Source organism: Roseovarius sp. SCSIO 43702 (assembly GCF_019599045.1).
Lineage (GTDB): Bacteria > Pseudomonadota > Alphaproteobacteria > Rhodobacterales > Rhodobacteraceae > Roseovarius.
Genome location: NZ_CP080623.1, coordinates 1706145 through 1730838, shown reverse-complemented (window position 1 = coordinate 1730838; position 24694 = coordinate 1706145). Strand labels below are relative to the sequence as shown.

Below are 24694 nucleotides of genomic sequence, written 5' to 3'. Positions count from 1 at the left end.
TCAATCGGACGAATTTACCGCACTTTCCCATCCGCGCACCTCCGTGGCCATGCGACCACGTTTACCATCTATCACGCGAATCGCCAGTGCCTCTCCGGGTTGCAGATCGGCCAGGCCGGACCGGCGCAGCACCTCGATATGCACGAAGACATCCTCGTCCCGTCCGAAGGTGTTGGCAAAGCCGAAGCCCTTGCCCTTGTCGAACCACTTGATCCGCGCGGGCTCGAGCGGGGCGGCCTCGATCACGTCGGGGTCGATATCGTCGAGATCGGCAAGACCCGAGCCCGTGGCGCTCGCCGGCGGGGTGATCTCGTGGACGGCGACGGCCTGCTCGCCGCGCTCGGTGCGGGCCACGTCGATCTCGATCCCGGCCTCGTCGGCCACCGAGCTCTGTCCGTAATTGCGCAGCACGTTCGCATGAAGCAGGATGTCACGCTCGGCATCGTCCACCACGACGAAGCCGAAGCCTTTGACGGGATCGAACCACTTCACGCGGCCCCACACCCTGCGGATTTCCTCGTCCATCCTGCGTCCCGGTAACTGGGCGCCGCGACGGGCGCCTCTTGCGTCTCGTGGCGGTGACTTCGCGTCAATCGGGGCTCATATGCAAGCGCGGGGCGTCACATGACATAGCATTTTGAACGAAAAGACGTCGATTTCACGGGTTGAGCCGCGCCACCTCCCACGGGGAGGACGCATCCGCGCGCGTCCACCGGAAGCGATCGTGCAGGCGAAACCGGCCATCGGCCCAGAACTCGATCTCCACCGGCGTGATCCGGTAGCCGCCCCAGAAGGGCGGGCGCGGCGGGTTGGCGCCCTTCTGCGCCGTCACCTTCGCCACCTCCGCCATCAGGCTCTGCCGCGACCGCAGCGGCTCGGATTGCCGCGAGGCCCAGGCGCCCAGCCGGCTCTGGAGCGAGCGCGAGGCGTAATAGGCATCGGCCTCCTCGCCCTCCTCGCGCGTCACGGTTCCGCGCATGCGAATCTGGCGGCGCAGGCTCTTCCAGTGCATGACCATCGCCGCCTTCCCCTGGCCCTCGATCTCGCGGCCCTTGGCGCTCGTGTAATTGGTATAGAAGACGATGCTGTTCTCGGCGATCGTCTTGCACAGCACCATGCGCACGTTGGGAAGCCCCGTTTCGTCCACCGTGGCCAGCGCCATGGCGTTGGGATCGTTGGGTTCCGTGCCCTCGGCCTCGGCCAGCCAGGTCCGCGCGATCTCGAACGGGTCGTCTCCGGCAAAGATTCCGCCTCGGTCCGCCATGGTCTTTCGTCTCCTGTCCCGATCATCCTCTGTCATCGCCACCATCGCCCCACGGCGCGCCGGCCACAAGCCGCGTTTTCCCGGGACCGAGGCTTGATGCCTCTGGGGCATTGGCCTAAACGGGAAAAACGACGAACGAGAAATGGGCCGGGGACAGGACATGTCAAATCAACTCATGGCGGGCAAGCGCGGCGTCATCATGGGGCTCGCCAATGACAAGTCCATCGCCTGGGGCATCGCGCGCGCCTGCGCCGACGCGGGCGCGGAGCTGGCCTTCACCTACATGGGCGACGCGTTCAAGAAACGTGTCGAACCGCTTGCCGCCTCGCTCGGGGCCGAGCACCTGTTCGATTGCAACGTCTCCGATCCCGCCTCCATCGACGCGGCCTTCGCCGAGATCGAGCGCGTCTGGGGCAAGATCGACTTTCTCGTCCACGCCATCGGTTTCTCCGACAAGAACGAGCTTCGGGGCCGCTACATCGACACTAGCCGCGAGAACTTCCTCAACACGATGGACATCTCCTGCTACAGCTTCACCGCGGTCGCCAAGCGCGCCGAGAAGCTGATGGGCGACGGCGGCGCGATGCTCACGCTCACCTATTACGGCGCCGAGCAGGTCATGCCGCATTACAACGTCATGGGCATCGCCAAGGCCGCGCTCGAGGCGTCGGTCAAGTATCTCGCCGAGGACCTGGGCCGCGACGGCATCCGCGTGAACGCCATCTCGGCGGGGCCGATCAAGACGCTCGCGGCCTCCGGCATCGGCGATTTCCGCTACATCCTCAAGTGGAACGAGCTGAACTCGCCCCTGCGCCGCAACGTGACCATCGACGACGTGGGCAAGGCCGCGCTCTTCCTGCTGTCGGACCTGGGCTCCGGCACCACGGGCGAGAACCTTCACGTGGACGCGGGCTATCACATCGTCGGCATGAAGGCCGTCGACGCGCCCGATATCGACGCCACCGAAGGCTGAGACCGCGATGGACGCGGGACATCTCATCGCGTTCAACCTCGCGCTGGGGCTCGCGATCATCAGCCCCGGCCCCTCGCTCATCTACCTCCTGCGCGTCTCGCTCTCGCAGGGGCGCGGCGCGGGGGTGCTGACGGCGCTCGGGCTCTCGGTCATGGCCTCGCTCTGGACGCTGGCCGCGCTTCTCGGGCTCAACGCGGTCTTCGCGCTCTTTCCCTGGGCCTACCTGGGGCTCAGGATCTTCGGCGCGGCCTATCTCGTCTGGCTCGCCATCGGCACCTGGCGCGGTGCGCGCGACCCGGTAACGCCGGGCGCTCCGGTGCCGCTCAGGCGAGGACGCGCCTTCCTCTCGGGCTTTCTCGTCAATCTCGGCAACCCCAAGTCCATCGCCTTCTCGGCGGCGATGATCGTCGTGGTGTTTCCCCCCGACCTCACCGGGCTCGACAAGGCGATCATCGTGCTCAACCATCTCGCGCTCGAGATCGTGGCCCAGTCCGCCCTCGCCCTCATGATGACCACCGCCGCGATCAGCCGCCGCTATATCGCGCTCAAGCCCGTCATCGACCGCGGCGCGGCGCTCGTGCTTGGCGGGCTCGGGCTCAGGCTCCTCTTCACCCGCTAGGACGCGCCCATGACAGATCCCCTTCCCCATGAAAAAGGCTTCCACGTCAGCTGGGACCAGTTGCACCGCGACGCCCGCGCGCTGGCGTGGCGGCTCTCCGGCAAGGGACCGGACGACGGCACGTGGCGCGCCATCGTGGCGATCACCCGCGGCGGCATGGCCCCGGCCATGATCGTCGCGCGCGAACTCGACATCCGCACCATCGACACGATCTCGGTCAAGAGCTACGACCACCAGACCCAGAGCGCCGCGCCCAGGATCACCAAGCGCCCCGACATGGACCTCATCGGCGACGGCCACGGCGTTCTGGTGATCGACGATCTCGTGGACACGGGCCGCACGCTCGAGGTGGTGCGCGCGCTCCTGCCCCGCGCCCATATCGCCACGGTCTACGCCAAGCCCAAAAGCCGCGATCTCGTGCAGACTTACGTGACCGAGGTGAGCCAGGACACATGGATCTTCTTTCCCTGGGATCTGGCGCTACAATACGTCAAACCCTATCGCGGAGACTGACCCATGCACCGACGCGCCCTCCTCCTCTCGGCCGCCGCCGCCACGCTGCCTCTGCCGCGCGCCTCCCGCGCGCAGGAACTCTCAGACTGCGGAACCCGGCGCGAGGACGGCGACTGGACCTTTCGCGCCAGCCTGACGGGCGACGCGCGCGATACGCCCCAGAACTTCACCGACCATCAGCTCATGCAGTCAAGCCGCCTCGTGGCCGAACTCGACCGCTCGGCGGCCATACCGGGGCGATTCGTCTTCCGCGACGTGACCTCGTTCGACGGGAACTTCCGGCTTCAATTCCACTATCCTCCGAACAAGAACATTCCCGAGGTGATCATCGCGATCCCCTATGCGACCCTTGACGACGGCTCGTCGCGCACACGCGGCGAAATCCTGAGCACTTCGCCCACGGTCCGCATCCACGTCGATGGCCGCGACATGGGCAGCGCGTCCGTGACGAACCAGATGGGGTTGAGCCTCGACGCGATTTCCGATCCGGTCTATCGCGCGCTTCTCGACGGCTCCGAGATGAAGGCCGAGATCTCCATCAGCGACACGACGTTCGCCACCGTGTATTTCGACGTGACCGGCACACGCGACGCGGTCGCGACGGGCTTCGTGCCGGGGTTGAACGAAATGGTCGCCGATATCCGCGCCTCGGCCGGATGCATGCCTCATGCCGTTTCGCCCTGCGTCATGACCACCGCCGCCGTGGGCCTCATGGGCCGCGCCGACGATTGCTTCGAACTCACCCAGATGCGCCGCCTGCGCGCCCGCTTCGGCGCGGCCGAGCCACGGGTGCTCGATCACTATGTCAGAACCAGCCACCGCATTCTCTCGCGACCGATGACAAGGGGGCGCCGCGCCGCCATCCTCGCCTTCTGGGCGCTCGCTGTCCTGCCCACCGCGACGCTTGCCCGCCTGGGCGCCATGCGCGCCGCGCGCCGGACCTACCTCGCGGGCTTCGCGGTGCTCGACCGCCTGCTCGCCTGATTCCGACCTGACCGGATACTGCCATGACCCGCCTTCCCCGAACCGCGACCACCTTCTCGCCCCCCGTGATGGAGGCCCGGCGCTGGCTCGACGGCGTGGATTTCACCCACCGCCCGCTCATCAACGTGAGCCAGGCCGCCCCGGTCGATCCGCCCCCCGAGGGGTTGCGCCGCGCCATGGCCGAGGCGGCGCTCCACACGCCCGAGGCGCATCTCTATGGCCCCGTCCTCGGCCTGCCGGACCTGCGCGCGGAACTGGCCGCGCAATGGTCCGCGTCCTATGGCGGAGAGATCGCGGCCGCGAATGTCGGCATCACTTCGGGCTGCAACCAGGCCTTCTGCGCCGCGCTCTCGACCCTTTGCGCGGAAGGAGATGAGGTTCTCCTTCCAACCCCTTGGTATTTCAATCACAAGATGTGGCTCGACATGACCGGCGTGACCGCGGTGCCGCTGCCCGCCGGCGACGGTCTCCTGCCCGACCCCGAGGCCGCGGCGGCGCGCATCACGCCGCGCACCCGCGCCATCGTCCTCGTCAGCCCCAACAATCCCGGCGGCGTCGAGTATCCTGCCGAGACCCTCCATGCGATGCGCGATCTCGCGCGTGAGCGGGGGCTCGTGCTCGTCGTCGATGAAACCTACCGCGATTTCGACGCGCGCGACGGGCGCCCGCACGATCTCTTCACCGATCCCGACTGGGGCGATCACTTCGTCCACCTCTACTCCTTCTCCAAGGCCTATCGCCTCACCGGCCACCGGGTCGGCGCGCTCGTGACCTCGCCCGAGCGGCTGGCCGAGGCCGAGAAATTCCTCGACACGGTGGCGATCTGCCCCGCGCAGCTTGGCCAGATCGGTGCGCTCTGGGGGATGCGCAACCTGTCGCAATGGGTGGCGGGCGAACGGGCCGAGATCCTCGACCGCCGCGCCGCCATCGCCGAGGCGTTCCCCCGCCTCGCCGCGAAGGGGTGGCGGCTCCTCGGATGCGGCGCGTATTTCGCCTATGTGGAGCACCCGTTCTCGCTGCCCTCCGACGCGCTCGCGCCCGCGCTCGTGCGCGAGGCGGGCGTGCTGCTGCTGCCCGGCACCATGTTCATGCCCGCCTCCGACCCGTCCGGCGCGCGCCAGCTTCGGATCGCCTTCGCCAACGTGGACCGCGCCGGCATCGCCGAGCTTTTCGAGCGGCTGGCCCGCGTCTCCCTGCCCCTTGCCCCGGCTCCTGCCACCGCGTAGACAGTCGCCCGAAGTGCACGCAGTCACGAAACACCCCCGAGCGAGGTCGCATGGCGTCTGGAAACTCCCTGTCTAAAACCGCCGTCTGGATATTGATGGGCCTTCTCATCCTCGGGCTTGGCGGGTTCGGCATCACCAACCTCTCGGGAACCGTCCGCACCGTCGGCAGCGTCGGCGACACCGAGATCACGGTCGAGGACTACGCCCGCGCGCTGCGCGACGAGCTTGCCGCGACCGAGGCCGAGGATGGCGGACGCATGTCCTTCACGCAGGCCCAGGCCGACGGCCTTCCCGACCGGGTGCTGGCACAGCTCATCGCCGTCGCCGCGCTCGAGGACGAGACCGACCGCATCGGCATCTCGGTGGGCGACGCCAACCTGCGCGAGGAAATCCTCAACATCCGCGCCTTCCAGGGGCCGGGCGGCGAATTCAACCGCGACGCCTACCGCTTCGCCCTCGAACAGGCCGGCCTCAACGAGGCCCAGTTCGAGGAGGACGTGCGCACCGAGACCGCCCGCACCCTCCTCCAGGGCGCCGTTCTGGCGGGCGTGCGCGCGCCCGACGCCTACGCCGACACGGTGCTGAACTACCTCGGCGAACGCCGCGACATAAGCTGGGTCGTGCTCGACCGCGGCGATCTCTCGACCGGCCTTCCCGACCCGACCGAGGATGATCTCCGCACCTATCATCAGTCGCACCTGCCTGATTTCACCACGCCGGAAACCAAGTCGATCACCTACGCGCTTCTCACGCCCGAGATGATCCTCGACACGGTCGAGGTGAGCGAGGAGAGCCTGCGCGACGCCTACGAGGCGCGCGAGGCCGAGTTCAACCAGCCCGAGCGCCGCCTGGTCGAGCGCCTCGTCTTCCCCGACGAGGCCGCCGCCGAGGAGGCGCGCGCCGCCCTCGAGGCCGGTGAAACCACCTTCGAGGATCTGGTCGAGGCGCGCGGCCTGACGCTCTCGGACATCGACATCGGCGACGTGAGCCGCTCCGAACTGGGCGACGCAGGCGAAGCGGTGTTCTCGACCGAGCCCGGCGAGATCGCGGGTCCCGCGCCCAGCCCGGTCGGCCCGGCGCTCTACCGCGTGAACGGCGTGCTCACGGCCCAGCAGACCCCTTTCGAGGAGGCCGAGCCGATGCTGCGCGACGAGCTTGCGCAGGACCGTGCCCGGCGCGTCATCGACGACCGTATCGAGACCATCGACGACCTGCTCGCCGGCGGCGCCACGCTCGAGGATCTCGCCCGCGACACCGATATGGAGCTCGGCCAGATCGACTGGCACGAGGGCGTGAGCGACGGTATCGGCGCCTACGAGGATTTCCGCGCCGCCGCCCGCACGCTCTCCGAAGGCGATTACCCCGAGATCGAGACGCTCGAGGATGGCGGCATCTTCGCCATGCGCCTCGACGGCGTGAACGAACCCCGCATCCAGCCGGTCGAGGAGGTGCGGGACCGCCTCACCGCCGCGTGGCGCGACGATGCCGTGACCCGCGCGCTGCGGGCCGAGGTGGAGCCCCAGGTCGATGAACTGGCCTCCGGCACGGATTTCGCCGAGCTGGGATATTCCGATGTCGAGACCGCGCAGGACATCACCCGCCAGGGCTTCGACGCAGCCACCCCGCCGCAATTCATCGACGCCGTTTTCGGCATGACCGAGGGCGACGCGCGGCTGCTCGACGGCGAGGGCCGGGTGTTCCTCATCCGCCTCGACAAGGTGTCGCCCCCCGACACCTCGTCCGACGATCTGGCGACGCTCCGGCGCCTCCTCGCGAACCAGGCGGCCAACAGCCTGTCGCAGGATCTCTTTCAGGCGCTCACCACCGACATCCGGATGCGCGCGGGCGTGACGATCGACCAGTCGGCGCTCAACGCCGTCCACGCCAATTTCCAATAGGCGGTGCCCCGTGGACCTGACCCCCTCCTTCGACGCGTTCGCCCCCGGCTTCGACTCGGGGCGCAACCAGGTGGTCTATACCCGCCTCGCCGCCGATCTCGACACGCCCGTCTCGCTCATGCTCAAGCTGACGGGCGCCGCGCGTGACGCCTTCCTGCTCGAATCCGTGACCGGCGGCGAGGTGCGCGGGCGCTATTCGATCATCGGGATGAAACCCGATCTCGTCTGGCAATGCCACGGCGACAGCGCGCGCATCAACCGCGCCGCCCGTTTCGACGAAGGCGCATGGGAGGACGAGGGCGCCGATCCGCTCGCCTCGCTCCGCGCGCTCATCGCCGAAAGCCGGATCGACCTGCCCGACGACCTGCCCGCCGCCTCCGCCGGGCTCTTCGGGTATCTCGGCTACGACATGATCCGGCTCGTGGAACACCTTCCGGACGTGAATCCCGATCCGCTGGGCCTGCCCGACGCGGTGATGCTGCGTCCCTCGGTCGTGGCCGTGCTCGACGGGGTCAAGGGCGAGGTGATCGTCGTCTCTCCCGCCTGGGCCGCCTCGGGCATGTCCGCCCGCGCGGCCTACGCCCAGGCCGCCGAGCGCGTGATGGACGCCGTGCGCGATCTCGAACGCGCCCTTCCCCAGCAGGCGCGCGACCTCGGCGCCGCCGCCGACGACCCCGAGCCCGTCTCGAACTTCACGCGCGACGCCTACAAGAAGGCCGTCGAACGCGCCAAGGACTACATCCGCGCGGGCGACATCTTCCAGGTGGTTCCGAGCCAGCGCTGGACGCAGCCCTTCCGTCTGCCCCCCTTCGCGCTCTACCGCAGCTTGCGCCGCACCAACCCGTCGCCCTTCATGTTCTACTTCAATTTCGGCGGCTTCCAGGTCATCGGCGCCAGCCCCGAGATCCTCGTGCGCGTCTTCGGAAACGAAGTGACGATCCGTCCCATCGCCGGCACGAGGCCCCGCGGCGCCACCCCCGAGGAGGATCGCGCGAACGAGGCCGATCTCATGGCCGACAAGAAGGAACTGGCCGAGCACCTGATGCTGCTCGATCTCGGGCGCAACGACACCGGCAAGGTCTCGAAGATCGGCACCGTGCGCCCTACCGAGGAATTCATCGTCGAGCGGTATTCCCACGTCATGCACATCGTCTCGAACGTGGTGGGTGAGCTTTCGCCGGAACACGACGCGCTCGACGCGCTTCTGGCCGGGCTGCCCGCAGGCACGGTCTCCGGGGCGCCCAAGGTCCGCGCGATGGAGATCATCGACGAGCTCGAGCCGGAGAAACGCGGCGTCTATGGCGGCGGCGTGGGGTATTTCTCGGCGGGAGGCGACATGGATGTCTGCATCGCGCTGCGCACCGCGGTGGTGAAGGACGAGAACCTCTACATCCAGGCCGGCGGCGGCGTGGTCTACGACAGCGACCCCGAGGCCGAGTATATGGAGACCGTCCACAAGTCGAACGCCATCCGCCGCGCCGCCGCCGACGCCGCGCGCTTCACCGGCTCGGGCAACACGTAAGGGAAAATTCGCCCCGTTTCGCGCGCGGCCCCCGCCGTCACCCCGCCGCATCCTCCCGGAACGCTGCCACCATCTCCTCGCGCACCGCCGCGAGGATCGGACGCCGCGCACTCTCGGCCCGGCACGCAACCAGCACGCGCTGCGGCACCAACTCGTCGGCAAGCGCCACCGAGACCAGCGCCTCGCCGCCATAGACCGCCCCCTCGGGTGGCGGCGTGTGGACCAGCGCCACGCCGAATCCCTGCGCCACCAGCGCGCGCTGCAACTCCGGCCCGCGCACCTGCGCCACGATCCGCGGCACCGCGCCGCGCGCCCGCAGGAGGCCGATGACATATTGCGCGCTCAGGGGTTGATCGAGCAGGATCATCCGCTCCCCGTCGAGATCGGCCAGCGATGGCGCCGCGCGCGCCGCGAGGGGATGCCCCGCGCCACAGATCACAACGGGCTGCACCGCGTAGAGCGTCCGCGCCTCGTGCCCCTCGCCCAGCCCCAGGTCATACGTGATCGCGAGGTCCGCCTGCCCGCGCGTCAGCGCCCCCACCGCGCCGTCGAGATCAACCTCGAGGAACCGCACCGATACCCCCGGCAAGCGCGCCTCGATCCGTCGCAGGATCGGCGGCAGGACATGCGGCGCGATGGCGTCGTAACAGCAAAGCGAAACCTCGCCCGCGATGGCCCCGTCCGTGCGCCCCAATCCCGCCACGCGCCGCGCGCCGTCGCACATCAGGCGCATCTCGGCCACGGCCCGCATCCCGAAGGGCGTCAGCGTCACGCCCTGGCCCGCCGCGCGCGAGAAAAGCCTCGCCCCGTAATGCGCCTCGAGCGCGGCGATCGCCGCCGAGATCGCGGGCTGCGAGACGTTGAGCCGCTGGGCCGCGCGGGTCACGTTGCCATGATCCGCCGCCGCCACCGCATAGGCCATCTGCCGGAGCGTCAGGGATTTGAAATACTGATTGTCGCTATCCATAGTTATTATTTTCCCTGATGCGTAGCCCGCTGTAAACCTGTCACGGCCAACAGATCAACGGGAGGATGCCCACCATGACCACCATGACCACCAGGCTCGACAGCGACACCATCGACGATTTCCGCGAGAACGGCGTGACCATCCTGCGCGGGGTTTTCTCCGACTGGGTCGAGACGCTCCGCGCGGGCGTTGCCGCCAACATGGACGATCCCGACCCCAACGCGCGCATCTACAAGGGCGAGAACGGCGGCGGGCGGTTCTTCGTCGACTACTGCAACTGGAACCGGATTCCCCAATACGAGGATTTCATCTTCAATTCCGGCGCCGCCGAGATCGCGGCGCAACTCATGGACAGCCGGCAGGTGCAGCTTTTCCACGAACACGTCCTCGTCAAGGAAGCCGCCACCGGCGTCCCCACCCCCTGGCACCAGGACGCGCCCTATTACTGCGTCGATGGCCCCAAGACCGTCAGCCTCTGGGTCCCCCTCGACGAAGTTCCGCGCGAGACCACGCTCGAATTCGTCCCCGGCTCGCACAAGTGGGACAAGTTCTATCGCCCGCAGCGGTTCGACGGCTCGGCGCTCAACGAGAATGACGGGCTCGAGGAAATCCCCGACATCAACGGCGACCGCGAGGGCTATGACGTGATCGGCTGGGCCATGAGCCTCGGCGACGCGGTGGCCTTCGACTACCGCACCATTCACGGCGCGCCCGCCAACAGCAGCAAGACATCGCAGCGCCGCGCGTTCTCGCTGCGCCTCGTGGGGGATGACACGCGCTTCGTGCGCCGCGAGGGCATCGTGACCTCGCCCCCTTTCCCCGGCGTGACCCTAGCGCATGGCGATCCGCTTTCCGGCGCCGAGTTTCCCCTGCTCCGAAGCTGACCCCGCCGCCCCGCGAGGGTGGGCCGACCGCCCACCCTCGAAATCCGGACCCGATCCCGCCGCGTCTTGACCTCGATCAAGGCCCCCGCATCGCGCAGAGCCGATAACACCGCCATTCCTCTACCGGAGTGACCATCATGCGCGTCCCGTTCCACCCCGCCCCGCTCGCCGCCCTGGCGCTCGGCCTTTCGCTTCTCGCGGCCCCCGCGCCGCTTCTCGCCGCCGACGACGCCCCGGCCATCACGAGCAGCGTCGCCGCCGACACGGTCCCCCAGAAGAAGCGGACCACGCCCGGCCTCTACGTCACCGCGGCCGAGGCCGCGGCCCTTCTCGACGCCCGCGACGACATCCTGCTGATCGACGTCCGCACGCCCGAGGAAACCATGTTCGTGGGCGTGCCCACCGCCGCCGATGCCAATATCCCTCTCAAGACGGTCGATCCCGCCCACCGCCTCGACGAGGAAAAGGGAAGCTACGCCATGACCGCCAACCCCGCCTTCGTCCCCGCCACCCGTGCGCTCATCGAGGAGGAAGACCCGGCGGCGGTGCTGGTCATGTGCCGCTCCGGCACGCGCAGCGCGGCCGCCGTCAACGCGCTCGCCTCTGCCGGGATCGAGGTGCCGCTCTACTCGGTCATCGACGGGTTCGAGGGCGACAAGGACAAGGATACCGGCCACCGGAGCGTGAATGGCTGGAAGAACGCCGGCGCGGACTGGACCTACGAGGTGCCCGCCGGACTGTTGCGCGGGGCGGACTGACACCGCCCCCGCATCTCCCGGCCGGCGCATGATCCGCTCTCTCTCCGCGCCGGCCGGGCCTTGTCCCGCGCGCCCGCTTGCGCCACAAAGCTCCGCATGGCCAGCCTCATCCTTTTCAACAAGCCCATGGGCGTGCTCACGCAATTCACCGACGAGGGCACGGGCCACCCGACGCTCGCGCGCTATGTCGATATCCCCGGCGTCTATCCGGCGGGCCGTCTCGACCGCGACAGCGAGGGGCTGGTGATCCTCACCGACGATGGCCGCCTCCAGGCCCGGATCAGCGACCCGAAACACAAGCAGCCCAAGACATATCTCGTGCAGGTCGAGGGCATCCCCTCCGACGAGGCCCTCGCGGCGCTCCGCGCGGGCGTCCCGCTCAAGGACGGCCCGACCCGTCCCGCGAAGGTCGCGCGCATCGCCCCGCCCGACCTCTGGCCGCGCACCCCGCCCGTGCGTGTCCGCAAGACGGTGCCCGACACCTGGCTCCGCCTGACGATCACCGAGGGGCGCAACCGGCAGGTGAGGCGCATGACCGCGCATGTGGGCCACCCCACCCTGCGCCTCGTCCGCTGGTCGGTCGGCGACTGGACGCTGGACGGCCTCGCGCCGGGCACCTGGCGCGAGGCCTGATACGGCCCCCCGGCACGCCCCGGCCCCCGAGCCGGGGCCTCGCCGCCTCCCATGAAATTCACCCGACGTTTTTCACCGAACCCCACCGCGCGCAGCGTTAAACACGCCCTTCGGCCCCGAATGCACCGACGCGATACCGACATGGATACCGACGTTGCGTTCGCCGCTCGAAACCCGTGATTAACTGGGCGAGTCGCACCGATTCGGCCCGGCCCCACCGCACCTGCCACCGACACACCGCGCGCGCCGTCAGGATCGGGTTCACTTTTCGGGGTCGAGCACCGCCGACACCGGCGCCAGCGCCACCTGGTTCGCCCGGTCCTGCAAACCCCAGATCAGCAGCGCGCTCACCGTTTCGGCGCGCAGCCGACCCAGCATGATCACGCCGTCATCGTCGCGCCCGGCCTTGAACGCCGCCTGGTCGAGGAAGCGCCGGATGACCGTGGCATCCTGGCCCTTCGCGTCGAAATCCCGGAACACCGTCGCCACCGGCACCCCTTCGCGCGCGATGAGCTTGCCCGCCGTGTCGAGCCCCTTGGAAAAGAGCACCAGCCCGTGCCCGCTCTCGAGCAGGATGGGCGCGAGCTGTTCGGCGGCCTCCCGGCTCGATTGCAGCCCGGCGCGCGTGCCTTCCATGACGGCAACGGCCTCGGGCAGCTCGGTCAGGATCGCCTGCATCGCGGTCTCGGTATCCGCAGCCGAGGCCGTCTCGGGCAGGTCCACCATCACAAGCACTTCGAACCCCGCCTCTCGATAGCGCCGCATCGCCTCGACGGCACCGTCGCTCGTGGGATCGACCGCAAAGCTCAGCGGATAGGGAAAGGCCGACAGCGCGTCGAGCCCGATGGGCGACGTGCCGTCGTCGATGAGCACGACCGCCATGACGGGCTTGCCCTGGGCGTTGTCGAAAGGCTCCGCATGGGCCTTGATCGCGCGCAGGTCCGTCTCGGCATCCATCACCTCCTCGGGCTCCGGCTCGGGATCGACGCCGACCGCCGGAAGGCGCCCGGTCTCGACATTCTCCGCCATGTTCCCGATGGTCCCCGACGGCTTTTCGGCCTCCTCCGGCTCCGGCTCGGGCAGAAGCGCAAGCTCCTCATCGCCGGCCTCCGCATCGGGAAAGCGCGGCGCCTCCGTTTCGACCTCGGGCGCCGGTGCCGGGTCGGCCTCCGGTTGCGTCTCGGCGATACCCGTCTCCTCTCCGTCCGCGCCACCACCGGGGAAGGCCGACGCCTCTCCGCCCGCGTCCGGCGCGGCGGGCTGCGCGGGCTCGGTCGAGATCGACAGGTCGTCCTCGCCCGCGGGCGCATCCGGCGCCTCTCCCTGGAGGCTGGGCTGAACCGGCGCATCCAGGGACGCCCCCAGCCCGCTCTCGGAGGGCGCCGCCTCGGGCGCGCGCAACCCGCCCTCGGCCAGCCCCGTCTCGGGCCGCGCGCCGGGCGCCGTGTCGGCCCCCTCGAGGCCGCTCAGGTCATCGGGCGCGGGCGCCGCGAGCTCCGGCGCCTCGGCGGGCTCCGTCGTGTCTTCCGGCGCCGGAAGCGCCGCCGCCTCGTCGTCCCGCGACTGGTTGAACTCCGACCCGGCCGGCACCACCGCCTGCCCCGCCTGCGGCGCCTCCTGCCCCGGCAGATCGGTCATCAGCGACGCCGCGCCCAGGCCCAGGGCCGACACCACGGTTCCCGCCAGCACACCGGCTATGAATTTGCTCGCCATCCTCGCCCCGCTTCTTTATGTCCCGCAAGCGAAGGTGCGCCCCTTGACGCCCTTCCGCAAGCCTGAACAACTATACCGCGACGGGGGGCGCGGCCTCCAGCCCCCAAAACCCGAAGAGTTCCGAGATGCTGCTTCTCATCGACAATTACGACAGCTTCACCTACAACCTCGTGCATTACGTGGGCGAGTTGGGGGCCGAGGTCGTCGTGCGCCGCAACGATGCGCTCACCGTCGACGAGGCGATGGCGATGCGGCCCGCCGGCATCCTCCTCTCGCCCGGTCCCTGCGATCCCGACCAGGCCGGCATCTGCCTCCCGCTGACCCTCGCCGCGGCCGAGGCGCGCGTGCCGCTGCTCGGGGTCTGCCTCGGGCATCAGACCATCGGCCAGGCCTTCGGCGGGCGTGTCGTGCGCCATTCCGAGATCGTGCATGGCAAGATGGGCCACGTCCATCACGAGGGTGCCGGCGTCTTCGCGGGCCTTCCCTCGCCCTTCGAGGCGACGCGCTATCATTCGCTCGTGGTGGAGCGTGACAGCCTGCCCGCCGCGCTCGAAGTGACCGCCGCGCTCGAGGACGGGACGATCATGGGGCTGCGGCACCGCGAGCTTCCCATCGAGGGCGTGCAGTTCCACCCCGAATCGATCGCCTCGCAGCATGGCCACGCGCTCTTGCAGAATTTCCTTAACCTTCTTCCGGTAGAAGCATGAGCGACGCGCTGAAAACGCTCATCGGCGCCGCCGCCGACCGCCCGCTTTCGCGCGCCGAGGCCGAGAGGGCGTTCCAGATCCTCTTCGAGGGCGAGGCGACGCCGGCCCAGATGGGCGGCTTCCTGATGGCGCTGCGCACGCGCGGCGAAACGGTCGACGAATACGCCGCCGCCGCTGCCGTCATGCGCGCCAAGTGTCGCCACGTCCGCGCGCCCGAAGGTGCGATGGACATCGTCGGCACCGGCGGCGACGGCAAGGGGACGCTCAACATCTCGACCGCCGCGGCCTTCGTCGTGGCGGGCGCGGGCGTCTGCGTGGCCAAGCACGGCAACCGCAACCTCAGCTCGAAATCCGGCGCGGCGGACGCCCTGACCGAGATGGGGATCAACGTGATGATCGGCCCGGATGTGGTTGAAAAGGCTCTGGAAAAGACCGGCATCGCCTTCATGATGGCGCCCATGCACCACCCGGCTATGGCCCATGTCGGCCCCGTCCGCGCCGAGCTCGGCGTCCGCACGATCTTCAACATCCTCGGCCCGCTCACCAATCCCGCCGGCGCCAAGCGCCAGCTCACCGGCGCCTTCTCCCGCGATCTCATCCGCCCCATGGCCGAAACCCTCGCGCGGCTCGGATCCGAGGCCGCGTGGCTCGTCCATGGCAGCGACGGCACCGACGAGTTGACCATCACCGGCAAGAGCTGGGTCTCCGCGCTCGACCGCGACGGCACGATCCGCGACATCGAGACCCACCCCGAGGAGGCGGGCCTGCCCGTGCATCCTTTCGAGGACATTCTCGGCGGCACGCCCTCCGAGAACGCCCATGCCTTCCGCGCCCTTCTCGACGGCGAGGCAGGCGCCTATCGCGACGCCGTTCTCCTCAATTCCGCCGCCGCGCTTCTTGTTGCAGACCACGCGAAGACCCTCTCCGAAGGTGTTGAAATCGCGCGAGAAAGCATCGACAGCGGCACCGCGCGCCGAAAGGTGGCGGAGCTTGCACAGATCACATCGGAGGCCCCATGAGCACCCCGACCATCCTCGAGAAGATCAAGGCCTACAAGCTCCGGGAGATCGAGGCCGACAAGGCCGAGAGACCCGTTGAGGCGCTCCTGTCCGCCGCCGCCGCGGCCTCGCCGCCGCGCGGCTTCGCCGACGCGCTCCTCGCCGCCTCCAAGGAGGGCTACGGGCTCATCGCCGAGATCAAGAAGGCGAGCCCCTCCAAGGGCCTCATCCGCGAGGATTTCGACCCCGCCACCCTTGCCCGGGCCTACGAGGACGGTGGCGCGGCCTGCCTCTCGGTGCTGACCGATACCCCCAGTTTCCAGGGCGCCAAGAAGTACCTGACCGAGGCCCGCGACGCCTGCGACCTGCCCGTGCTGCGCAAGGATTTCATGTATGACCCCTACCAGGTGATCGAGGCCCGCGCGCTCGGCGCCGACGCCATCCTGATCGTCATGGCAAGCGTCACCGACGACGAGGCGGCGGCCCTCGAGGAGACCGCCATGACGCACGACATGGACGTTCTCGTCGAGGTTCACAACCAGGAGGAACTGGATCGCGCCGCGCTGCTCGAGTCGAAGCTTCTGGGCATCAACAACCGCGACCTTCACACCTTCGAAACCTCGCTCGACGTGACCCGCAAGCTCGCCAAGCAGGTGCCCGCCGGCAAGATCATCGTCTGCGAAAGCGGCCTCAACAGCCCCAAGGAACTGGCCGAGATGGCGATGTATGGCGCCCGTTGCTTCCTCATCGGGGAATCTCTCATGCGTCAGCCCGACGTGACCGCCGCCACCCGCGCCATCCTGGCCGATCCGCTTCGCGCCGGCGGGTTCTGATGGCGGGGCTCACCCATTTCGACGCCGAGGGCCATGCCCACATGGTCGACGTGTCCGACAAGCCGGTGACGGCCCGCGTGGCCAGCGCGCGCGGCCACGTGAAGATGGCGCGCGAAACCTTTGAAATCCTTGCCGAAGGCCGCGCGAAGAAAGGCGACGTTCTGGGCGTTGCCCGGCTGGCCGGGATCATGGGCGCCAAGCGCACGGCGGATCTCGTGCCGCTCTGTCACCCGTTGCCCATCACCAAGGTCGCGCTCGACCTCACCCTCGACGCCGAGATGCCCGGCGTGCGGATCGAGGCGACGGTCAAGACCTCCGGCCAGACCGGCGTCGAGATGGAGGCGCTGACCGCGGTGAGCACCGCCGCGCTGACGGTCTACGACATGCTCAAGGCGGTCGATCGCGCGATGGAACTCGGCGGCATCCGGGTCGTGCTGAAAGACGGCGGAAAATCAGGCCGTTACGAGGCGAAATGATACCGGTCGAGCAAGCGCTGTCCGAACTTTTCGCGCTCGTCTCCCCGACCGCGGCGGAACTCGTCGACCTGCGCAAGGCGTCGGGCCGCGTGCTTGCCCGCCCGGTCTCGGCCAGCCGCGCTCAGCCCCCCTTTTCCTGTTCCGCGATGGACGGCTACGCCCTCGCCGCGTCCGCCGCCCGCCCCGGCGCGCACCTTCGGGTGATCGGCGAAGCGGCGGCAGGTCGGCGTTTCGAGGGGCGCGTGGGCGATGGCGAATGCGTGCGCATCTTCACCGGCGCCCCCATGCCCGAGGGCACCGATCGCGTGGTGATCCAGGAGGACGTGACGCGCGACGGCGAGATGGTGGCGCTGGGCCAGACCCTCGACGACAAGACCCATGTCCGCCCCGCGGGCGCCGATTTCGCGGCCGGTGCCACGATGGACGCGCCCCGCAGGCTCGGTCCGTCGGAGGTGGCGCTTCTCGCGGCGATGAACGTGGCCGAGGTGCCGGTCCACGCGCGGCCCACCGTCGCGATCATGGCCACCGGCGACGAGCTTGTCATGCCCGGCGAGAGCCCCGGCCCCGATCAGATCATCGCCTCGAACTCCTTCGGGCTCAAGGCCTTACTGGCCGAACTTGGTGCGGAACCGCGGCTTCTTCCGATCGCGCGCGACAGCGAGGCTTCGCTGCGGATGGCCTTCGATCTTGCGCGGGGCGCTGACCTTGTGGTCACCATCGGCGGTGCCTCCGTGGGCGATCACGACCTTGTCGGCCCGGTGGCTCAAAGCCTCGGGCTCGATCGCAGCTTCTACAAGATCGCCATGCGCCCCGGAAAGCCGCTCATGGCGGGCCGGATGGGAGAAGCCGCGATGATCGGCCTGCCCGGCAATCCCGTCTCGGCCATGGTCTGCGGTCACGTTTTCCTCGCCCCGGTGATCCGCGCGATGCAGGGCCTCCCGGCCGCGCCCGCACCCCGCCAGCGCGCAACCCTCGCCGCGCCGCTCGCCCAAAACGGCCCGCGCGAGCACTACATGCGCGCCCGCGTCGAGGACGGACGCATCCGCGCCCATGACCACCAGGACAGCGCGCTCCTGACCGTGCTCGCCGACGCCAACGCGCTCCTTGTTCGCCCCCCGCAGGACCCGGCCCGCGATGCCGGGGCCGAGGTCGAGTATCTGCCGCTCTGACCGCGCCAGGTGCGCAAGTGTTGACACAAAACGAGAACATGCGTAGAACAAACCGCAAATTACATTTCCGACGGAGGGGCGGATGCTGACGAGAAAACAGCTGGATTTGCTGGAATACATCAACAAGCGCGTGCAGCGTGACGGCGTCCCGCCCAGTTTCGACGAGATGAAGGAAGCGCTCGATCTGCGCTCCAAATCGGGCATCCATCGCCTCATCACCGCGCTCGAGGAGCGGGGCTTCATCCGCCGCCTCGCGCATCGCGCGCGTGCGCTCGAGATCGTCAAACTCCCCGAGAGCCTCGGTGGCGCCGCCGCCCACGGCTTTCAGCCCCGCGTGATCGACGGGGACCGCCCCGACGCGCCGCAACCCGCCAATGCCCAGCCGGTCGAGGTCCACGCGCTCGAGCTTCCGCTCATGGGCCGTATCGCCGCCGGTGTCCCGATCGAGGCAATCGCCCATGCCTCGCGCAACGTGGCCGTGCCCGGCGCGATGGTCAGCGGCCAGGGCAATCATTACGCGCTCGAGGTGAAGGGCGATTCGATGATCGACGCGGGTATCAACGATGGCGACGTGGTGGTCATCCGCGAAACCTCGACCGCCGACAACGGCGACATCGTCGTGGCACTGGTCGAGGATCAGGAGGCGACACTCAAGCGCTTCTTCCGCCGTGGCAACGCCATCGCGCTCGAAGCCGCGAACCCGGCCTACGAAACCCGCGTCCTGCCCGATGACAAGGTCAAGGTGCAGGGCCGTCTCGTGGGTCTCATCCGCACCTACTGAGCCCGGAGCGCTTTGCTATTCCAGAGCCGCGCGCCAGATCTTTGGCGCGCGGTCGTTATTCGGACCTCCCCCGCCTTGAAGGCGAGCGAGACCGCACCCGTGGCGCGTAATTCCGAAGGTGCGATCACGCGGCACGCCACCGGCCCGAGCGGCGGGTCGGGTTCGTGCCCCATCACCACGATCTCCCCCGCGTCACAACCCGCGAACGCCGCGACGTCGCGCTTGCCCGCAAGGGCGGTGATCGCGATGCCCCCGAACGTCCCGCGCCCCGTCCACCGAGCCGAGGCCGTGGCCTGATCGGCCCTGTCCCCATCGTTCTCGAGCCAGTTCAGCGCCACGAATCCCGCGCCCCGCGCCTTGCTCAGCGCGCGGCCGTCCCCGGTCAAGACGCCGACGAGACTTCCGTCCTCCGATATCAGCACATCGGGCCGTTCCGCCCCGCTCCAGAGCCAGAAGGCCGCGAGGATCGGCACCAACCCCATGACGCGCGAGCGCCCCTGCCAAAGGAGCAGGACCATCCCGCCCACCGCCAGCATCGGGAGCACCAGCGGGCCCGGGCTCACCACCACGCCACGCGCGCCGTCGAGCCCCGCGACCCAATGCGCCACCCCGAGGATCCAGCCCAGCCCCTGTCCCATGACCCAGAGCGCGATCCAGTCGAGGCCCAGCGGCATGAGGCACACGCTCATCACCGCCGCCGGCATCACCAGCGCCCCCATGAGCGGCACGCTCAGCAGGTTCGCCACGAGGCCGAAATGCGCGATCTGGTTGAAATGCGCCGCCGCGAAAGGCGCCGTCGCCACCCCGGCCACCAAGGACGACACGAAGACCGTCGTCACCGGGCGCACCCATCGCGGCCCCAGCCACGCGTCCCGGTCCCGCAGCCACGCGAAGACCGCGATGAGCGCCGTGGTCGCCGCGAAGGACATCTGGAACCCCGGACCCAGAAGCGCCTCGGGCCGAAGGACAAGCACGATCACGGCCGCCAGCGCCACCGCCCGCAGGCTGAGCGCGCGCCGGTCGAAGATCACGGCCAGAAGCACCACCGCCACCATGATGAAGGCCCGCTCGGTCGCCACGTTGCCGCCTGACAGCGCCAGGTAGAACGCCGCGACGCCAAGCGCCACGCCGGCCGCGATCTTCTTGGCCGGCACGCGCAGGGACACCCAGGAGCTCGCGACGAGACAGAGGCGCACCAGCGCAAAGACGAACCCCGCCAGAAGCCCCATGTGAAGCCCGGAAATCGCCAGCAGATGCGCGAGGTTCGACACGCGAAGCGCACGCAGCGTCTCCTGCCCCATTCCGGCCCGGTCCCCGGTCATGATCGCGGCCGCGAAGGCCCCCGCCTCGCCCGGAAGCCGCGCCTGCACGTGTTTCGAAAGCGCCACGCGCGCACCGAACGCGCTCCATCGTCGCGCGGGCGGCTCGAGCGCCAGGACCGGCACGCGGGTGTAGCCCACGGCGCCCAGCCGCTGGAACCAGGCATGGCGCTGGAAGTCGAAGCCGCCCGGCTCCACCGGCCCGCCGGGCGGCGACAGATGTGCCGTCGCCAGGATCCGCAAGCCGGGCCGCGGATCGGTGCCGCCCCCCTCGCCATGCAGAGAGATGCGCACGCGCGCCGGCGTCCGCTCGGGCGGCAGGTTGAACAGGACCACCCGGTCGAGTGTCAGCCGCAGCGCGTCCGAGCCCGAACGATCCATCGCCACGATCCGCCCCTCGACCGGCCCGTAATAGCGAAAACCCAGCACCGGCTCGGCCACGTGATGCGCGCGCAGTCCCGCAAGCGCGATCCCGAGCGCCACGAGGCTTGCCCCGATCACCAGCGGCGCACCTCTCGGGTGGAACCGCAAGGCAAGCGCGAGCCCGCCCAGGCCGCCGCCGAAAAGAGCCAGCAGAAGACCCTGCGGCACTTCCTGCGGGACCGAGAAGTAGATCCCGATCCCCGCCGCGAGGCATACCGGCACCCAGCCGAACATATGCCCGCGCTGTGCCGCCAGATTGTCCTGCAAGGCCCTTACCGCGCCCACGACTTGTCACCCCTCGGGAGGCCAGATAGACAGGATGAAACGCTATCCTCCCCATCGTTACCGAAAGGTTAATGGCCGACCATGTCCGACCAAGTCGTCACCCGTTTCGCCCCGTCGCCCACCGGGTTTCTGCATATCGGCGGCGCGCGCACGGCGCTCTTCAACTGGCTCTTCGCGCGCGGACGCGGCGGGCGGTTCCTACTGCGGATCGAGGATACCGACCGCGCCCGCTCGACTCCCGAGGCGACGCAGGCCATCCTCGACGGGCTTGCGTGGATGGGGCTCGACCATGACGGCGAGGCCGTGAGCCAGGCCCTCCGCGCAGAGCGCCACGCCGAGGTGGCGCAGGAGCTCCTGGCCCGGGGAGAGGCCTACAAGTGCTTCTCCACCCAGGAGGAGATCGAGGCGTTTCGCGAGGCCGCCCGCGCCGAGGGTCGCTCGACCCTCTTTCAGAGCCCCTGGCGCGATGCCGATCCCGCAACGCATCCCGACGCGCCGCATGTCATCCGCATCAAGGCCCCGCGCGACGGCGCAACCACCATCGCCGACAAGGTGCAGGGCGACGTGACCATCCGCAATGATCAGCTCGACGACATGGTGCTTCTGCGCTCGGACGGCTCGCCGGTCTACATGCTGGCCGTGGCCGTTGACGATCACGACATGGGCGTCACGCACGTGATCCGGGGCGACGACCATCTCAACAACGCCGCGCGACAGATGCTGATCTACCGAGCGATGGGCTGGCCTTTGCCCGTCTATGCCCACATTCCCCTCATCCATGGCCCCGACGGCAAGAAGCTCAGCAAGCGGCACGGCGCGCTCGGCGTCGAGGAGTATCGCGACATGGGCTATCCGGCGGCTGGAATGCGCAACTACCTGGCGCGGCTGGGCTGGAGCCACGGGGACGACGAGTTCTTCACCGACGCGCAGGCAATGGAATGGTTCGGGCTCGACGGCATCGGCAAGTCGCCCGCGCGCTTCGACTTCAAGAAGCTCGAGAATATCTGCGGTCAGCACATCGCGGCGACAGACGATGCCGCACTGCTGCGTGATCTGCTCGAATTCATGGACCGCAGGGAAACAGCGCCCGCCGACGAGGTGACGCTGGAGCGTCTCGAGGCCGCGATGCCGCACCTCAAGGAACGCGCCAAGACCTACCCGGAACTCATTGAAAAGGCGCACTTCGTCCTCACGTCACGCCCTGTCCTGCCGGACGAGAAAGCCGCTGCACAGCTCGATTCGGTATCCCGTGGCATACTCTCGGAATTGACGCCGCAGTTGCGAAATGCTACGTGGTCGCGTGAGGCGCTCGAGGCTGTCTGTCAGGGCGCCGCCGAAGCACGAGACATGAAATTCGGCAAGCTGGCCGGCCCCCTGCGGGCGGCTCTCGCGGGCCGAACCGCGACACCAAGTGTATTCGACATGATGCTCGTTCTGGGGCGCGACGAAACCATCGCGCGTCTCGATGACGCGGCGACCGGGGCCGGCTGATACCGGGAACCCTGACCGCCCGAAAAACATTCGGATGAGCCCCTTTTCGCGGCGGCGCATCGACCCACACGGAGGAGACAAGATGGCAGACACAGGCAAGACGGCAAAGCTCGAGATCGAGGGCGAGACATATGATCTGCCCATCTTCGCACCCACGGCCGGGCCCAACGTGATCGACATCCGCAAGCTCTACTCGACCGCGGGCGTGTTCACCTACGACCCGGGCTTCACGTCGACCGCCAGCTGCGACAGTACCATCACCTTCATCGACGGCGAAAAGGGCGAACTTCTGCATCGCGGCTACCCGATCGACCAGCTTGCCGAGAAATCGCATTTTCTCGAAGTCTGCTACCTGCTTCTCTACGGCGACCTGCCCTCGGCCGCCCAGCTCGAGGATTTCGAAGAGCGCGTGACCAAGCACACGATGCTGCACGAACAGATGCACTTCCTGTTCCGGGGCTTCCGCCGCGACGCGCACCCGATGGCGATCATGGTGGGCGTGGTCGGCGCGCTCTCGGCCTTCTACCACGACTCGACCGACATCAACGACCCGTGGCAACGCGAAGTTGCCTCGATCCGCATGATCGCCAAGATGCCCACCATCGCGTCGATGGCCTACAAATACACGATCGGTCAGCCCTTCGTCTATCCGCGCAACGATATCGACTATGCCTCGAATTTCCTGCGCATGTGCTTTGCCGTGCCCGCCGAGGATTACGAGGTCAACCCGATCCTGAGCCGCGCGATGGACCGCATCTTCACGCTCCACGCCGATCACGAACAGAACGCCTCGACTTCGACGGTGCGGCTCGCCTCCTCCTCGGGCGCGAATCCCTTCGCCTGCATCGCGGCCGGGATCGCCTGTCTCTGGGGGCCCGCGCATGGCGGTGCGAACCAGGCCTGTCTCGAGATGCTGCAGGAGATCGGGACGGTCGACCAGATCCCAGAATACATCGCCCGCGCCAAGGACAAGAACGACCCGTTCCGCCTCATGGGCTTCGGCCATCGCGTCTACAAGAATTTCGACCCGCGCGCGAAAGTGCTCAAGCAAAGCGCCGACGAGGTGCTCGAACTCCTCGGCATCGAGGACAACCCGACGCTCCAGGTCGCCAAGGAGCTCGAGAAACAGGCGCTTGCCGACGAGTATTTCGTCGAGAAGAAGCTCTTCCCGAACGTCGATTTCTACTCGGGCATCATTCTCGAGGCGATGGGCTTCCCGACCTCGATGTTCACGCCCATCTTCGCCGTGAGCCGCACGATCGGCTGGATCTCGCAGTGGAAAGAGATGATCGCCGATCCGCAACTCAAGATCGGCCGCCCGCGCCAGCTCTACCTGGGCGAGACCAAGCGCGACTACGTGGACGTCGAGAACCGCTGAACGATCACGCGAAACAACAAGGGGCGCTCCTCGCGGGCGCCCTTCTTCTTGCTCCAAATATCCCCGCCGGAGGCATGAAAACCTGCTTTCAGCGCCCCTCGTATCTCGCCTCGCGCTTTTCGAGGAACGCGACGACCCCCTCCTGGAAATCGCGGGTCTTGCCGCATTTTCCCTGCAGCCGCGCCTCCAGCTCGAGCTGCGCGGACAGGTCGTTTTCCCACGTGGCGCGGATCGCGGTCTTGAGCTCGGCATAGGCCGCTGTCGGCCCCTTCGCGAGCTGCGCGGCGCGCCGGCGCCAAGTCTCGTCGAACCTCTCGTCGGGGACCGCCTCCCAGATCATGCCCCAGTCGCTCGCCTGCCGCGCGCTGATCGGCTCGGCGAACAGCGCCGCCCCCATCGCCTTCGCCGCCCCCATCTGCCGCGGCAGCCAATAGGTGCCGCCCGCATCCGGGATGAGGCCGATCCGGGTGAAGGCCTGGAGAAAATAGGCGCTTTCGCACGCGATCACCACGTCGGCGGCCAGCGCGAGGTTGGCCCCCGCCCCGGCCGCAGGACCGTTCACCGCGCTGATCGTGGGCACGGGACATGTGCCGATGGCGTGAAGAAGCGGCACGTACTCCTCGCGGAGCACACCTTCGAGGTCGAGCGACGCAACGCTCGCCCCATCCCCGAGATCCTGCCCCGAACAGAAAGCCTTACCATTCCCGGTCAGGACCACCGCGCGCGCATCCTTGCCCGCACGACCGACGGCATCGGTCAACTCGGCCCGCATGGGTCCGTTGAGCGCGTTCATCCTGTCGGGGCGGTCGAGCGTGATGATCGCGACATCATCGCCAAGATCGTAGGTAATCGTCTCGTAACGCGGCATGGCGGCTCCCCT

Annotated in this window: 24 protein-coding genes; 18 read left to right on the top strand and 6 right to left on the bottom strand. The window is 68.5% G+C overall.

Annotated elements, in window-relative coordinates; translation table 11 throughout:
- A complete protein-coding gene (locus tag K1T73_RS08505; protein WP_220603484.1) occupies positions 1-525 on the bottom strand; it encodes a cold-shock protein in 525 nt (174 codons plus the stop codon).
- Positions 526-658: 133 nt separating this feature from the next.
- The gene (gene pdxH / locus K1T73_RS08500) at positions 659-1264 is read right to left on the bottom strand and encodes a pyridoxamine 5'-phosphate oxidase (protein ID WP_220603483.1); all 606 of its coding nucleotides are present in this window, start codon (positions 1262-1264) and stop codon (positions 659-661) included.
- A 160-nt stretch (positions 1265-1424) separates the two neighbouring features.
- Between pdxH and fabI the strand changes: the two genes are divergently transcribed.
- The 7 genes from fabI to trpE are packed head-to-tail and all read left to right on the top strand — an operon-like array spanning position 1425 to position 8999.
- Positions 1425-2237, top strand: coding sequence for an enoyl-ACP reductase FabI (gene fabI / locus K1T73_RS08495; RefSeq protein ID WP_220603482.1), 813 nt, complete (start codon positions 1425-1427; stop codon positions 2235-2237).
- 7 nt (positions 2238-2244) lie between these two features.
- Complete coding sequence (locus K1T73_RS08490; protein ID WP_220603481.1) at positions 2245-2856, top strand: LysE family translocator; 612 nt, start codon at positions 2245-2247, stop codon at positions 2854-2856.
- A 9-nt stretch (positions 2857-2865) separates the two neighbouring features.
- A complete protein-coding gene (gene gpt, locus K1T73_RS08485) occupies positions 2866-3369 on the top strand; it encodes a xanthine phosphoribosyltransferase (RefSeq protein WP_220603480.1) in 504 nt (167 codons plus the stop codon).
- A gap of 3 nt (positions 3370-3372) precedes the next feature.
- On the top strand, positions 3373-4353 hold the full coding sequence (locus K1T73_RS08480; RefSeq protein ID WP_220603479.1) for a hypothetical protein: 981 nt from the start codon (positions 3373-3375) through the stop codon (positions 4351-4353).
- A 23-nt stretch (positions 4354-4376) separates the two neighbouring features.
- Positions 4377-5579: an aminotransferase gene (locus K1T73_RS08475; RefSeq protein WP_220603478.1), complete on the top strand. Its 1203-nt coding sequence runs from the start codon at positions 4377-4379 to the stop codon at positions 5577-5579.
- A gap of 50 nt (positions 5580-5629) precedes the next feature.
- Entirely contained in the window at positions 5630-7477 is a 1848-nt protein-coding gene (locus tag K1T73_RS08470) for a peptidylprolyl isomerase (RefSeq protein WP_220603477.1), read from the top strand.
- A 10-nt stretch (positions 7478-7487) separates the two neighbouring features.
- The gene (trpE, locus tag K1T73_RS08465; RefSeq protein ID WP_220603476.1) at positions 7488-8999 is read left to right on the top strand and encodes an anthranilate synthase component I; all 1512 of its coding nucleotides are present in this window, start codon (positions 7488-7490) and stop codon (positions 8997-8999) included.
- 37 nt (positions 9000-9036) lie between these two features.
- Here trpE and K1T73_RS08460 read toward each other — a convergent pair whose 3' ends face one another.
- Positions 9037-9966, bottom strand: a complete 930-nt coding sequence (locus tag K1T73_RS08460) for a LysR family transcriptional regulator (protein WP_220603475.1) — start codon at positions 9964-9966, stop codon at positions 9037-9039.
- A 74-nt stretch (positions 9967-10040) separates the two neighbouring features.
- Between K1T73_RS08460 and K1T73_RS08455 the strand changes: the two genes are divergently transcribed.
- From K1T73_RS08455 to K1T73_RS08445, 3 genes are all read left to right on the top strand, one after another.
- On the top strand, positions 10041-10850 hold the full coding sequence (locus tag K1T73_RS08455; protein WP_259400503.1) for a phytanoyl-CoA dioxygenase family protein: 810 nt from the start codon (positions 10041-10043) through the stop codon (positions 10848-10850).
- 137 nt (positions 10851-10987) lie between these two features.
- The gene (locus K1T73_RS08450; protein WP_220603474.1) at positions 10988-11608 is read left to right on the top strand and encodes a rhodanese-like domain-containing protein; all 621 of its coding nucleotides are present in this window, start codon (positions 10988-10990) and stop codon (positions 11606-11608) included.
- Between the two features lie 96 nt (positions 11609-11704).
- Positions 11705-12241, top strand: coding sequence for a pseudouridine synthase (locus tag K1T73_RS08445; protein ID WP_220603473.1), 537 nt, complete (start codon positions 11705-11707; stop codon positions 12239-12241).
- A gap of 261 nt (positions 12242-12502) precedes the next feature.
- Here K1T73_RS08445 and K1T73_RS08440 read toward each other — a convergent pair whose 3' ends face one another.
- Entirely contained in the window at positions 12503-13954 is a 1452-nt protein-coding gene (locus K1T73_RS08440) for a divergent polysaccharide deacetylase family protein (protein WP_259400502.1), read from the bottom strand.
- Positions 13955-14079: 125 nt separating this feature from the next.
- On the opposite strand from K1T73_RS08440, the gene K1T73_RS08435 reads away from it, so the two are divergent.
- The 6 genes from K1T73_RS08435 to lexA all read left to right on the top strand — a co-directional run bounded on the left by K1T73_RS08435 (position 14080) and on the right by lexA (position 18918).
- Positions 14080-14661, top strand: coding sequence for an aminodeoxychorismate/anthranilate synthase component II (locus tag K1T73_RS08435; RefSeq protein WP_220603472.1), 582 nt, complete (start codon positions 14080-14082; stop codon positions 14659-14661).
- Positions 14658-15680 (top strand): anthranilate phosphoribosyltransferase, encoded by a 1023-nt coding sequence (trpD, locus tag K1T73_RS08430; protein WP_220603471.1) that lies wholly within the window; start codon positions 14658-14660, stop codon positions 15678-15680. Before K1T73_RS08435 ends, trpD begins: the two co-directional genes overlap by 4 nt.
- On the top strand, positions 15677-16492 hold the full coding sequence (gene trpC / locus K1T73_RS08425) for an indole-3-glycerol phosphate synthase TrpC (RefSeq protein WP_220603470.1): 816 nt from the start codon (positions 15677-15679) through the stop codon (positions 16490-16492). The genes trpD and trpC overlap by 4 nt, the downstream gene beginning before the upstream one ends.
- Positions 16492-16968 (top strand): cyclic pyranopterin monophosphate synthase MoaC, encoded by a 477-nt coding sequence (gene moaC, locus K1T73_RS08420; RefSeq protein ID WP_220603469.1) that lies wholly within the window; start codon positions 16492-16494, stop codon positions 16966-16968. Before trpC ends, moaC begins: the two co-directional genes overlap by 1 nt.
- A complete protein-coding gene (gene glp / locus K1T73_RS08415) occupies positions 16965-18137 on the top strand; it encodes a gephyrin-like molybdotransferase Glp (protein WP_220603468.1) in 1173 nt (390 codons plus the stop codon). The genes moaC and glp overlap by 4 nt, the downstream gene beginning before the upstream one ends.
- A gap of 82 nt (positions 18138-18219) precedes the next feature.
- Positions 18220-18918 (top strand): transcriptional repressor LexA, encoded by a 699-nt coding sequence (gene lexA / locus K1T73_RS08410; RefSeq protein WP_220603467.1) that lies wholly within the window; start codon positions 18220-18222, stop codon positions 18916-18918.
- Here lexA and K1T73_RS08405 read toward each other — a convergent pair.
- Positions 18912-20927: a ComEC/Rec2 family competence protein gene (locus K1T73_RS08405; protein ID WP_409077737.1), complete on the bottom strand. Its 2016-nt coding sequence runs from the start codon at positions 20925-20927 to the stop codon at positions 18912-18914. The genes lexA and K1T73_RS08405 overlap by 7 nt on opposite strands.
- 99 nt (positions 20928-21026) lie before the next feature.
- Between K1T73_RS08405 and gltX the strand changes: the two genes are divergently transcribed.
- A complete protein-coding gene (gene gltX / locus K1T73_RS08400) occupies positions 21027-22436 on the top strand; it encodes a glutamate--tRNA ligase (RefSeq protein WP_220603466.1) in 1410 nt (469 codons plus the stop codon).
- A gap of 82 nt (positions 22437-22518) precedes the next feature.
- Positions 22519-23814, top strand: a complete 1296-nt coding sequence (gltA, locus tag K1T73_RS08395; protein WP_220603465.1) for a citrate synthase — start codon at positions 22519-22521, stop codon at positions 23812-23814.
- An 88-nt stretch (positions 23815-23902) separates the two neighbouring features.
- On the opposite strand, the gene K1T73_RS08390 is transcribed toward gltA, so the two are convergent.
- The gene (locus K1T73_RS08390; RefSeq protein ID WP_220603464.1) at positions 23903-24682 is read right to left on the bottom strand and encodes an enoyl-CoA hydratase-related protein; all 780 of its coding nucleotides are present in this window, start codon (positions 24680-24682) and stop codon (positions 23903-23905) included.
- Between the last annotated feature and the right edge of the window lie 12 nt (positions 24683-24694).

Bases quoted from the DNA above. Each gene is read 5' to 3' on its own strand.
- gltX (WP_220603466.1), top strand. From the start codon at position 21,027: ATGTCCGACCAAGTCGTCACCCGTTTCGCCCCGTCGCCCACCGGGTTT.
- K1T73_RS08505 (WP_220603484.1), bottom strand. From the start codon at position 525: ATGGACGAGGAAATCCGCAGGGTGTGGGGCCGCGTGAAGTGGTTCGAT.
- moaC (WP_220603469.1), top strand. From the start codon at position 16,492: ATGGCGGGGCTCACCCATTTCGACGCCGAGGGCCATGCCCACATGGTC.
- trpC (WP_220603470.1), top strand. From the start codon at position 15,677: ATGAGCACCCCGACCATCCTCGAGAAGATCAAGGCCTACAAGCTCCGG.
- K1T73_RS08470 (WP_220603477.1), top strand. From the start codon at position 5,630: ATGGCGTCTGGAAACTCCCTGTCTAAAACCGCCGTCTGGATATTGATG.
- K1T73_RS08390 (WP_220603464.1), bottom strand. From the start codon at position 24,682: ATGCCGCGTTACGAGACGATTACCTACGATCTTGGCGATGATGTCGCG.
- K1T73_RS08460 (WP_220603475.1), bottom strand. From the start codon at position 9,966: ATGGATAGCGACAATCAGTATTTCAAATCCCTGACGCTCCGGCAGATG.
- lexA (WP_220603467.1), top strand. From the start codon at position 18,220: ATGCTGACGAGAAAACAGCTGGATTTGCTGGAATACATCAACAAGCGC.
- fabI (WP_220603482.1), top strand. From the start codon at position 1,425: ATGTCAAATCAACTCATGGCGGGCAAGCGCGGCGTCATCATGGGGCTC.
- pdxH (WP_220603483.1), bottom strand. From the start codon at position 1,264: ATGGCGGACCGAGGCGGAATCTTTGCCGGAGACGACCCGTTCGAGATC.
- K1T73_RS08450 (WP_220603474.1), top strand. From the start codon at position 10,988: ATGCGCGTCCCGTTCCACCCCGCCCCGCTCGCCGCCCTGGCGCTCGGC.
- K1T73_RS08435 (WP_220603472.1), top strand. From the start codon at position 14,080: ATGCTGCTTCTCATCGACAATTACGACAGCTTCACCTACAACCTCGTG.
- gpt (WP_220603480.1), top strand. From the start codon at position 2,866: ATGACAGATCCCCTTCCCCATGAAAAAGGCTTCCACGTCAGCTGGGAC.
- glp (WP_220603468.1), top strand. From the start codon at position 16,965: ATGATACCGGTCGAGCAAGCGCTGTCCGAACTTTTCGCGCTCGTCTCC.
- K1T73_RS08440 (WP_259400502.1), bottom strand. From the start codon at position 13,954: ATGGCGAGCAAATTCATAGCCGGTGTGCTGGCGGGAACCGTGGTGTCG.
- K1T73_RS08475 (WP_220603478.1), top strand. From the start codon at position 4,377: ATGACCCGCCTTCCCCGAACCGCGACCACCTTCTCGCCCCCCGTGATG.
- K1T73_RS08490 (WP_220603481.1), top strand. From the start codon at position 2,245: ATGGACGCGGGACATCTCATCGCGTTCAACCTCGCGCTGGGGCTCGCG.
- K1T73_RS08455 (WP_259400503.1), top strand. From the start codon at position 10,041: ATGACCACCATGACCACCAGGCTCGACAGCGACACCATCGACGATTTC.
- gltA (WP_220603465.1), top strand. From the start codon at position 22,519: ATGGCAGACACAGGCAAGACGGCAAAGCTCGAGATCGAGGGCGAGACA.
- K1T73_RS08445 (WP_220603473.1), top strand. From the start codon at position 11,705: ATGGCCAGCCTCATCCTTTTCAACAAGCCCATGGGCGTGCTCACGCAA.
- K1T73_RS08480 (WP_220603479.1), top strand. From the start codon at position 3,373: ATGCACCGACGCGCCCTCCTCCTCTCGGCCGCCGCCGCCACGCTGCCT.
- trpD (WP_220603471.1), top strand. From the start codon at position 14,658: ATGAGCGACGCGCTGAAAACGCTCATCGGCGCCGCCGCCGACCGCCCG.